General features: G+C 69.6%; 8 protein-coding genes. All 8 read right to left on the minus strand.

Features of this window, described 5'->3' with window-relative positions:
* A partial coding sequence (locus D7W81_RS35170; protein WP_120559764.1) for an efflux RND transporter periplasmic adaptor subunit occupies window positions 1–1,296 on the minus strand: 1,296 nt, incomplete at its 3' end.
* A 45-nt stretch (window positions 1,297–1,341) separates the two neighbouring features.
* A complete protein-coding gene (locus D7W81_RS35175; protein ID WP_120559757.1) occupies window positions 1,342–2,781 on the minus strand; it encodes a HAMP domain-containing sensor histidine kinase in 1,440 nt (479 codons plus the stop codon).
* Entirely contained in the window at window positions 2,778–3,515 is a 738-nt protein-coding gene (locus D7W81_RS35180) for a response regulator transcription factor (protein ID WP_120559758.1), read from the minus strand. The genes D7W81_RS35175 and D7W81_RS35180 overlap by 4 nt, the downstream gene beginning before the upstream one ends.
* A gap of 154 nt (window positions 3,516–3,669) precedes the next feature.
* Entirely contained in the window at window positions 3,670–5,160 is a 1,491-nt protein-coding gene (locus tag D7W81_RS35185; RefSeq protein WP_120559759.1) for an acyl-CoA synthetase, read from the minus strand.
* A 20-nt stretch (window positions 5,161–5,180) separates the two neighbouring features.
* The gene (locus D7W81_RS35190) at window positions 5,181–7,178 is read right to left on the minus strand and encodes an esterase/lipase family protein (RefSeq protein ID WP_120559760.1); all 1,998 of its coding nucleotides are present in this window, start codon (window positions 7,176–7,178) and stop codon (window positions 5,181–5,183) included.
* Window positions 7,179–7,312: 134 nt separating this feature from the next.
* Window positions 7,313–8,371: an alpha/beta hydrolase gene (locus D7W81_RS35195; RefSeq protein ID WP_120559761.1), complete on the minus strand. Its 1,059-nt coding sequence runs from the start codon at window positions 8,369–8,371 to the stop codon at window positions 7,313–7,315.
* Window positions 8,372–8,416: 45 nt separating this feature from the next.
* The gene (locus tag D7W81_RS35200) at window positions 8,417–9,973 is read right to left on the minus strand and encodes an acyl-CoA synthetase (protein WP_120559762.1); all 1,557 of its coding nucleotides are present in this window, start codon (window positions 9,971–9,973) and stop codon (window positions 8,417–8,419) included.
* Window positions 9,974–10,011: 38 nt separating this feature from the next.
* Window positions 10,012–11,007 carry a 3-oxoacyl-ACP synthase III family protein gene (locus D7W81_RS35205; protein WP_120559763.1) on the minus strand — a complete coding sequence of 332 codons (996 nt, stop codon included), beginning with the start codon at window positions 11,005–11,007 and terminating at the stop codon, window positions 10,012–10,014.
* Window positions 11,008–11,053: the final 46 nt, after the last annotated feature.

Here is an 11,053-nt window from a genome sequence, read left to right on the forward strand (position 1 = left end):
ACCCAGGGGGCTCGCGCCCGATGGAGCCGGTGAGGGGGACGTCGCGCCTGCCGGCGAATTCGCCGCGGTGATGACGAGGTCCCCGGCCTTCAGCTCGCCCTCGACAACTTCCGTGTACGTGCCGTCCGTCATGCCGGTGCGCACGTTCACGGCGACAGGCTGCGACTTCTGCTCCGGCTGGCGGCGCAGCACGTAGACGGTGCGCATGCCGGCGGGGGCCTGCCGCGGGGCCGGGGCCTGCGCGTCCGCGTTGGGAGACGGAGCCGGGCGGTAGCGCAATGCCGTATTGGGCACGGACAGGGCCTGGTCCTTCTGCTGCGTGACGATGGTCACGTTGGCCGTCATGCCCGGCTTGAGCTTGAGGTCCGGGTTCGGCACGTCGATGACGGCCAGGTAGGTCACCACGTTCTGCACGGTGATGGCCTCGTTGCGGATCTGCCGGATGACGCCGTTGAACGTCTCTCCCGGGAAGGCGTCCACGGTGAAGGTGGCCTTCTGGCCGGGCTGCAGCTTGCCCACGTCCGCTTCCGCGATGCTGGTGTTGACCTGCATCTTGCGCAGGTCCTCCGCGATGGTGAAGAGCACGGGCGCCTGGAGGGACGCGGCCACCGTCTGGCCCACGTCCACGCTGCGCGAGATGACGATGCCGTCCGTGGGCGACACGATGGTCGTGTACTTGAGGTTCACCTCCGCCTCGTTGAGCGCGGCCTGCGACTGCGCCACCGAGCCCTCCGCGGCCGTCACCTCCGCCTGCCCGTTGGCGGCGGCGGACTCCGCGGTCTCCAGCTCGGCCTGGGAGATGAACTGCTGGGCGCGCAGCTCGCGCGAGCGCGCGGCCTGCTTCTTGGCCACGTCCGCGTTGACGCGCGCCTTCTGGAGGTTCGCGCGCGAGGCCATCATGTTCGCCTTCGCCCGGTCCAGCGCGGCCTGCACCAGCTGCGGGTCGATGCGGGCGATGACCTGCCCCTTCTTGACCTGCGAGTTGTAGTCGACCATCAGCTCCTGGATGCGGCCGGAGACCTGGCTGCCGACCTGCACCGTCACCAGCGCCGCCACGGTGCCGGTGGCCGTCACCTTGGCCATGAGCTTCCGGGCCTCGGCGGGGGTCGTGTCGTAGGTGATGGCGTCCGCCTGGCTTCCGGCGCGCATGCGCCAGAACACCCCCGCGCCCACCACCACCAGGATGGCCAGGATCCAGGCCCAACGCGGGACACCGCGCTTGCGACCCTCGTCCTCATCCAGCTCCACCGGCGCCAGGGCCGGCGCTTCTCGCGGCATCTCGCTCAAGGCCTTCATGCCCCTTATCTACGTTTAGAAATGTTTCGGTGAATCTCGTCTCTATTACGAAAGATGACCTGCGGCGAGGCGACCGCCCGGTGCGTCCGCCGCCCCCACTCCAGGGAGCACGACGCGCGCGGTGGTGCCCTGCCCCGGCTGGCTTTCCAGCGTGAGGCGGCCGTGGTGCGCATCCAGGATGCGGCGCACCAATGCCAGCCCCAGGCCCACGCCCCCCGTGGTGCGGGCGCGGCTGCGGTCGGTGCGGAAGAACGGCGTGCCCACGCGCGCCAGGTCTTCGGACTCGATGCCGATGCCCTGGTCCCGGACCTCCACCTGGACGCTGTCGCCCTCCGCCCGGGCGTGCAGCTTCACGGTGGTGCCGGCCTCCGAATATTTCCCCGCGTTGTCGAGCAGGTTGTCCAACACGCGCCGCAGCAGCACGGGGTCGGCCTCCAGCGCGGGCAGCACGCCGTCCACCTGGACCTCCAGCTGGTGCTTCGGCCGGGCGCTGCGGAAGCGGGCGGCGGCCTTGTCCACCAGCGCGGTCGCGTCCACGCGCTCCAGGCGCAAGGGGGGCACGCCGCCGCTCGCGCCATCCGTCACCAGCTCCAGGCGGGACGTGGTGAGCACGTCGGACACCAGGCGCTCCAGCTCCGACAGGTCCTCGGTGATGTCGGGCAAGAGCTCACGAGCCGTCTGCGCGTCGCCCTCCGCGGCCAGGTCCAGCGCCACGCGGATGCGGGACAGGGGCGTGCGCAATTCGTGCGACACGTTGGCCAGCAGCTCCTTCTGCGAACGCAGCAGCTGGGTGATGCGGCCGGCCATCTCGTCGAAGGCTTCTGAGACGAGGCCCAGCTCGTCCTTGCGGCGCAGGCCCGCGCGCACGTCCAGCCGTCCGGCGCCGAACGCGCGCGCCGCGCTGGCCAGCTTCTCCAGCGGACCCGCGAGCGTGCGAGCGAAGATGACGGAGGTGATGGCGGTACACGCCAGCACGAGCCCCACGATGATGGCCGTCTGCCGGTCGCCGTCCGGCGGCGGGGGCGGCGGGGGCAGGGACACGGCGGCGTACACCTGGATGGGCCCTGGATAGGGGCTCACCACCAGCATGCGGCCGGGGCCACTCCCTGCTCCGGGGAACGGTCCACGCGGGCCGCTGCGGGTGACGCGCGAGGAGACGGCGGAGAGTTCCTCGGTGCTCATCGCGGGCGCGGGGTCCGGCCGCGTGTTGCCCAGCAGTGTCCCGTCCGCGGCGCGCAGGGTGACGCGCATGCCCATGCGCTGCTGGGCGCGGTCGAGCGACGCCTGGAGCGCGGCGGGGTGGTCGCGCAGGGTGGACCACTCGTCGACGAAGTAGGACAGCTCGTCGTCGAAGCGGTTGCGCCAGGACTCGTTGCGCAGGAGGTCGCGCGCGAGCATGAGCGACACGCCCACCAGGACGATTTGGATGACCCCCACCAGGTAGATGCGGGGGAGCAGGCCCATGGGGAGGCGGAAGAACTTCACGACTCCGCCTCGGGCTCGGTGGCCAGCATGTAGCCGGCACCGCGGACCGTCTTGAGCAGGCGCGGGTTGCGGGGGTCCACCTCCAGCTTCTGGCGCAGGCGGAAGATGTGCACGTCCACGGAGCGGTCGAAGACCTCGTCCGCGCTGCCCTTCACCAGGTCGAGCAGCTGCTCGCGGCTGAGCACGCGGCCGGCCCGCTCCGCCAGGACACGCAGCAGGCTGAACTCGTAGGTGGTGAGGGACAGCGGCTTGCCGTCCAGGGACGCGCTCAAGCTGCGGGGGTCCAGCACCAGGCGGCCCGCGTGCACGGGGTGGCTGGTGGGGCCCACCTTGCCGCGCGCGCGGCGCACCTGGGCGCGGATGCGGGCCAGGAGCTCGCGGGACGAGTAGGGCTTGGGCAGGTAGTCGTCCGCGCCGGACTCCAGGCCCAGGACGCGGTCGGCCTCCTCGCCGCGCGCGGTGAGCATGATGATGGGGACGTCCGTGCGGGTGCGCAGCTCGCGGCAGACCTCCAGGCCGTCGCGGCCGGGGAGCATGAGGTCCAGGAGGATGACGTCGAAGGTGTGGCGGGCCGTCTGGACGAGCGCGTCGGTGCCGGAGGCGGAGACGGTGACGATGATGCCGTGCTCCTGGAGGTAGCGGGCGGTGAGCCGCGCCAGGCGTTCATCGTCCTCGACGAGGAGCACCTGGATGGTGGCTTCCTCGGAGGTCGTGGGGCGTGGGGTCGTCTCCATGGGTCGGGTCTCCGCGAGGGATGCGGCCCGCCTCCGGGCCGCGACCTGTAACCTCCCATCCGTACATTTCCAGGGGGCTACGGGCCCATGACGAAATATTACGAACGCCGGTCCAGGGGGTCATCCCAGGGAGACAGGCGCAACGGACGGAAATTCAGCCCTCCCCATGCAGCCGGGTGAGCGCCCGCCGGTCCACCTTGCCCGCGGGTGTACGCGGCAGGGCGTCCAGCAGGCGCAGCGTACGGGGCAGCTTGTACCGGGCGAGCCGGTCCGAGCAGAAGGCCACCAGCGCCTCCAGGGTCGGCGCGGCGCCCGGCCGGGGGACGACGAGGGCCCGGGGGACTTCGCCCCATTTCGGGTCGGGCACGCCGATGACGGAGACCTCGGCGACGTCGGGGTGGCCGGCGAGGACGCTCTCCACTTCGGAGGGATGGATGTTCTCGCCGCCGGAGATGATCAGATCCTTCTTGCGGCCCTCGATGCGGAAGAAGCCCTGGGCGTCACGGGAGGCCAGGTCGCCGGTGTGCAGCCAGCCCTCCTCGAAGGTGCGAGCGGTCTCCTCCGGGCGGCGCCAGTAACCGGCGCACAGGTGGGGGCCGCGAAGGAGCAGTTCGCCCACGTCGCCGGGGCGCTGTTCTCCGTCGATGCGCGCTTCGATGTTGAAGAGGGGCACGCCGACGAAGCCCGCGTGGGAGCGCATGACGGCGTCGGGGAGGAAGAAGTTGTTGGGGCCGCCCTCGGTGAGGCCGTAGCCGGTGCGGAAGGGAATGCCGCGAGCGAAGAAGCGCTCGAAGACAGGGGCGGGACAGGGGGCCCCGCCGCTGATGAGCAGCTTGAGGCGGGAGAAGTCCACCGAGTCGAAGCGGGGATGCCGCTGCATCTCGATGAACATGGTGGGCACGCCGAACACGAGGTTCACGGAGCCCGAGTCGATGAGGTCGAAGGTCTGCGCCACATCGAAGGCCCGGCACACGACGGAAGCGCCGCCCACGTAGACCAGGGGCAGCGCGAACACGTTGAGGCCACCGGTGTGGAACAGGGGCGCGTTGACCAGCGCGACGTCGTCCTGGGTGAGGCCCCAGCTGACGACGGTGTTCACGGCATTGGCGGTGAGCGAGCCATGCGTGAGCACGGCGGACTTCGGAAGGCCGGTGCTGCCACCGGTGGAGCAGAGCACCCACGGAGCATCCGCCTCCAGCTCAACGGAGGGCAGTGCGCCGGACAGGTCATCCCGGGAGGCGAAGAGCGGATCCGCCAGGGAGACCCACTGCGCCGGAAGCCGGGAGCGCAAGGCATCCACCTGCGAGCGGAACTCCGGACCGAAGCAGACGACGGAGGGGGCGGCATCGGAGAGCAGGCCGTGCAGTTCCTCCACGCCCAGCCGCCAGTTGAGCGGCTGGAGCACGGCGCCCAGCTTGGCGCACGCGAACACGAGGTCCAGCGTCTCCACGCCGTTGAACGCGAGCACGGAGACGCGGTCCCCAGGTCCCACGCCCAGGTCACGAAGCAGCAGCGCGGTCCGGTGCGCGGAAGCGTTCCACTCGGACCACGAGATGCGCCGCCCACCCCGGAGCGAATCAACGAGCGCCGTGCGCTCCGGGGCGAGCAAGGCCCGCCGGGCCAGCCAGTCGTGGACGATGGGCATGCCCGGCGGCTCCTACGACATCAATCCCGCGAAGCGAAGTGCGCGGAGATCTTGTTCCACACCGCCGGGGTGATGCCCATGCTCAGGTGGTCATAGGCCATGCCCTCCTGCTTCGCGTCGGCGAGCTTCTTCGCGGACGTCCAGCCCTGGGTCAGCTGGGTCATCGCCGCGATGCTCGCCTCGAAGAGCACGCCGTCGCCGCGCAGCGCGGACGTCGTGGACGTCATGCCGTCCGTCTCGAACGGCTGCGCCCCGCCCGTCGTGCCGTACAGCACGTAGAGCGACTTCAGGCGCGAATCCAGGCCGTGCTCCGCCAGGCGCGTGATGAACTTGCCACCCATCTCCATCGCCGCGGCCATGCCCAGGCCGTCCATGATGCGGTACTTGCCGTAGCCCAGCGAGTCGTACGCCTCCACGTTCATGTCGACGGAGTCGTAGAGGGCTTGCGCGTGGTACGCGAAGCACGGAGAGCCCACCGGGTCGAACGCCGTCGTGCGGCACACGCGGTGGTCGCTCGACTGCATGTAGCCCGCGGCGAAGAACGGGTTGTACGGATTGTAGATGAGCTTCGTGTCCAGCCAGGGGAAGTAGCGGTTCTCGTCCGGATCGATGTTGTCCCACGCGGACGCGCTGCGGTCCGGAATCGGGTACGTGCCACGCAGGTCATACGCCGCCTGCAGCTGGCCCGGGTACGCCGTCACGTACTTGCCGCTGGTGTTCACCGCGCCGAAGAGGCTCATGTTGTAATCGTCGAAGTTGAACAACGACGAGGACAAGCCCTGGTTCGTGTTCAGCGTCTGCAGCGAGGTCGAGGACACCGGCGTGCCCGTGCTGCTCAGCCCCGTGATGTTCGACAGGTAGATGCGGCGGAAGTAGTCCGGCCACGTGCCGCCGGAGCCCTTGCACACGCTGTCCGCATAGGGATTCTTGAACCAGGGCACGTCATAACCAAACGTCACGCACTGGAACGCGGAGAAGTACGTCCACGGCATCGGGCCGCGGCCCACCGGCGCGTTGGAGGCCGTGCTCGCGATGGTCAGCGTGTGGATGGGGTGACGGAAGTTCAGGTCAATGCCCTTGTGCGGCCCGGACAGCGGCACGTACACGCGCACGGAGTCGTCATACGCCGGCACCTGCGAGGCCTGCTCCTTCGCCAGACGCTCGAAGAAGCGCGTCGTGCTGAAGCCGCCCCACGTGGCCGCGTTCGCGAGCCAGGGGTCCACCGCCAGCACGCCCTTGCTCCACGCCACGATGTCCACCCGCGCCACGCCCGTGTGCAGCGCCTTCACGCGCTGCACGGCGTTGGCCACGTGGATGGCGTGGTTGAAGTTGTCGCCGTGGAACGAGCCGAACGTCAGCGCGTACACACACCGGTTCTTCGCCTCCAGGTCCTGCACCATGCCCGTCAACTGCGCCGCGCCGTCGTACGTGCCGCCCGTGCCGTTGTTCCCGTTGGGGAACAGGAAGACGTTCGCGTCCTGGATGGCGCCGTGCACCAGCAGCGTCGGCGTCTTGTTGATGTCGCAGGTGCGATCCGCCGTCTTGCGCCCCTTGTGCAGCAGGGCGAAGCGCGCCTCCGGCCTGGTGGGGCCGGGCGTGGGGCAGGCCGCCCCGGCCGTCGTGGCACAGCTGTTCGCGTAGTGGAGGTTGAACGCGTTCACCAGCTGCTGGTTCAGCGAACCAAAGTACGTCCGCAGCGGGTAGTCGGTGGACTGGAACGTGTCCTGGTCACGCAGCTTCAGCGTGCGCGGGTTGTAGTACTCCGTGCGGAAGCGCTGCTTGCCTTCCAGCAACTCAATCTGCCCCCAGGACCACGTGGGGGGCGTGTACGTGCCCACCACCCGGTAGTTCCCGGTGAAGGTGGGGATGGCGTCGAAGTACGGCGCCAGGTCCGCGTCCAGCGGCGCCTCGGCCGTACCGACCGACTCCTGCGCCGGGGGTGCTTCCGCGGGCGGTTCTGCCCCGCAACCTGCCATCAGCAATGCGGCCGTGAGCGACAACGTCCAGGTGCTTCGCATGCGTACCTCCGTGGGGGGTGAAGGGTGCGGCGACAGCAGACTGCGACTGAGAGTGGACGCACGGGACACACGACGGGCCCCAGGGGCTCCCCGGAAAGGCCTCGCGTGCCTTCAGCGCGCGTCAGGAACGACGACTAGCGGGTGTGCTCCTGCAGGAAGGGGAAGAGCAGCGCCTGGACTTCGGCCAGCTTTTCCAGGTGCGGGCTGTGGCCCGTGTCCGGGAGCACCACCTCGCGGTAGCGGCCTCCGTTGGCGGCGTAGCGCTCCATCACCTTGCGCGTCTGCGACACCATGGGCTGCGGCGGGTACTTGTCGTCACCGGGCCAGCCCGGCACCGCGCCCAGCTTGCCCAGGTAGCCGAAGTCGAACAGCGACGTGTCGGAGACGATGGCGTCGTCCGCGCCGCGGATCCACAGCACGTCCGGCCCGTTGCGGAGCGACCCGAAGGCGGACGTGTTGTAGAAGGCCGGCGCCATGGCGTTGTTCATGCCCGTGGGGCCCGGCGCGATGCCCGGCCAGTTCTCCGACTTCGTCATGCCGCCCGGGTACAATTCGTCCGACACGTGCGTGTCCAGCACGGAGTCCAGCAGCGCCTGCTCATCCGGGTGACGGAACGGCGGCTTCACGTAGAAGGCGTTCATCACGTTGAGCGGCGACGTCTGCGACTCCGTGCCCCGGTCCTTCGCCTTCAGCCGCTGCACGAAGTCCGGGTTGGCCGTGCCACCGCCGGAGCCCGCGAAGTCCGCCCAGCACGGCGTGCCATCCACGTCGCGCGTGCCGCCGAAGCCGTACGGCGACAGCGGCGCCTCCATCACGATGCCCGCCATCTTCTCCGCGTGCTCGATGGCGAACTGCATCACGATGCCCGCGCCCGCCGAGTGCGCCACGAACACCGCGCGCTTCAGGGACAGCGCCTCCATCAGCGCCGCCAGGTCGTCGCTGAAGTCGCGCATGCCGCGCGTCGCGTCGATGGTCTTCGGCTCCGTGTGGCCAAAGCCGCGCATGTCCGGCGCGATGCCCTGGAAGCCCTGGGGCAGCGTCTTCAGCAGCGTTTCGAAGAACGCGGACGAGGAACAGTTGCCGTGCACGAAGATGACCGGAAAGTCCTGCTCGCTTCCCACGACCCGGGCGCGCATCCGGAGCCGCTTCGTGGGGATGTCCCGGATCTCGATCTTCCTGGATGTATCAGCCATGTGCGCGCTCCTGTTTGCGTTGCTTGAAAGAAGAAAACCCGTGCGTCACGAAGCGGCCCGCGCGTCCGCGGCGATGGCCGCCTCGCGCAGCTCGCGCTTCAGAATCTTGCCCGCGGGGGACACCGGCAGGGCCTTCACCAGCTCCACTCGCTTGGGGACCTTGAAGCGCGCCACCCGGCCCTTGAGGTGCTCGAGCAGCGCGTCCGCCGAAGCCTCGGCCCCCGGCTTGAGCACCACGTAGGCCCGGCCCGCCTCGCCCCACTTCGCGTCCGGCACGCCCACCACCGCGCACTGCTGCACGGCGGAGTGTTCATACAGCACGGACTCCAGCTCCAGCGGGTACACGTTCTCTCCGCCGGAGATGAACATGTCCTTCTTGCGGCCCGCGATGGTGAAGAAGCCGTCCGCGTCCACGCGCGCCAGGTCCCCGGTGTGGAACCAGCCGTCCGCGCTGATGGCCTCGCGCGTGCCAGCCTCGTCCTCGAAGTAGCCGGAGCACATGGAGGGCCCCTTCAGCACCAGCTCCCCCACCCCGCCCACGGGCACCGCGTGGCCCGCGTCGTCCACCAGCTTCGCGTCGATGAAGTAGTTGGGCCGGCCAATGGAGCCCGCCTTGGACACCGCGAACTCCGGCCCCATGCTGAAGATGCCCGGGCCGAACTCCGTCATGCCGAAGCCCTGCTTGAAGGGCACCGGGTGCACCGCCTGCCAGGCCTGGAGCAGCGGCACCGGCAGGGGCGCCCCGCCGCTGGTGACGAAGCGCACGGAGGAGAAGTCCGTCCCCTTCCAGCGCGGCGAGTCCATCAGCTGCTGGTACTGCGTGGGCACCGCGAAGAAGAGCGTCACCTTCTCCTTCGCGACGAGGCCCAGCATCTCGTCCGGATCCCACCGGCGCATCAGCACCACGGTGCCGCCCACGGTGAGCAGGGGCAGCGTGTAGACGAGCAGCCCGCCCGTGTGGAACAGCGGCGTGTGCGTCACCGTCACGTCGCCCTGGCGGATTTCATGCACCAGCGTGTTGAGCGTGTTCCACGCCACCATGCGGTAGGACACCTTCGCGCCCTTCGAACGGCCGGTGGTGCCGCCGGTGAAGAGCAGGCAGAGGATGTCCTCCTCGCTCACCGCGTCGTTCGTCACGGGAGCCGCGGGCGCGTACGCCACGGCCTTCTCGAACGGATCCGCGCCGGGCAGGCCCTGCGCTTCCAGCGACACCAAACGCAGGCCGTCACCCACGTGCTCGCGCACCTGGGCCACCGCGTCCTTGAAGTCGTCCCCGAATAGCAGCACGCGCGGGCGGATGGAGCGCACGCCCTCGGTCAGCTCCGCCGCGTGCAGCCGCCAGTTGTAGGGCACGAAGATGGCGCCCAGCTTCCCGCACGCGAACAGCGTGTCCAGGTACTCCACGCCGTTGTGCGCGACGATGGCCACGCGGTCCCCGCGCTGGACACCGGCCACGTCCCGCAGCCAGCCCGCGAGCGCGTTGGCGCGCGCGTTCATCTGCCGGTAGGTGAAGCGGCCCGCGTCCTTCCGGGCCACGTCCACCACGGCCACGGCTTCCGGCCAGTAGAGGGCGCCCCGCCCCATCCAGTCTCCGATGAACATGCGAAGGACTCCTGTCTGAAGAGACGGGATGGGGGGGACTAAGCCGTCCAGCGGTAGAGGGCGGACGCCATGGCCAGGCCACCGCCGCTGGCGCAGAAGGCGACCAGGTCGCCCTTCTTCACCTTGCCCTGCACCACCGCGTCGTCGAGCGTCATGGGGATGCAGGCGGAGCCCGTGTACCCCCACTTGTCCATCGTGTAGTGCGCCTTCTCCATGGGCTGGTTGAGCGCCTTCATGGTGGCTTCGATGGTGCGCAGGTTGAGCTGCGTGAAGACGAACAGCTTCACGTCGTCCAGCGTCTGGTCCGCGCGCTTGAGCAGCGTGTCCAGCAGGATGGGCCAGCGCTCGGTGTTGAACGTGGAGGGGAACTTGCGCACGAACTGCACCGCGGGCTTGCCGTCCGTCAGCGCCAGCGTCTCCGCCGTGGCGGGCCGGTTCGTGCCGCCGGTGTAGATGCCCAGCGCGTCGTGGTACTCGCCGTTGGCCAGCAGCTTCGCGCCCAGGAAGCCCGGCTTGTCGGACGCGCCCAGCACCACCGCGCCCGCGCCGTCCGCGAACAGCGTGCAGGTCTTCTTGTCCTTCCAGTTCACGTACCGGGTCATCCCGTAGGCGCCCACCACCAGGATGCGCTGGTAGCTGTCGTCCGCGGAAATCGTCTTGGACGCCACGTCCAGCGCCGTCACCCAGCCCGCGCACGCGGCGTTGATGTCGTAGGTGCCCGCGTTGAGCGCGCCCAGCTTCGCCTGCACCACGGACGACGTGCCGGGGGAGAGGTAGTCCGGCGTGTCACTGGCCACGAGCACCAGGTCCAGCTCCTTGGGGTCCACCTTCGCGCGGGCCAGGGCCTCCTTCGCGGCGGCCACGGCCAGGTCGCTGGTGGCCTGGTGGTCCGCCATCACGTGGCGCTGCTTGATGCCCACGTTCTGCTGGAGCCACTCGTCCACCTTCTCGCCCAGGATCTTCTCCACGTCGGCGTTGGTGAGGAGCTTCTCGGGGACGTAGCGGCCGGTGGACAGGATGTTCGCGTAACGCATGACGGTGTTTCAGCTCCGGGGACCGCGTGACGGACGGCGGGGGGAC

Source organism: Corallococcus aberystwythensis, from assembly GCF_003612165.1.
Lineage (GTDB): Bacteria > Myxococcota > Myxococcia > Myxococcales > Myxococcaceae > Corallococcus > Corallococcus aberystwythensis.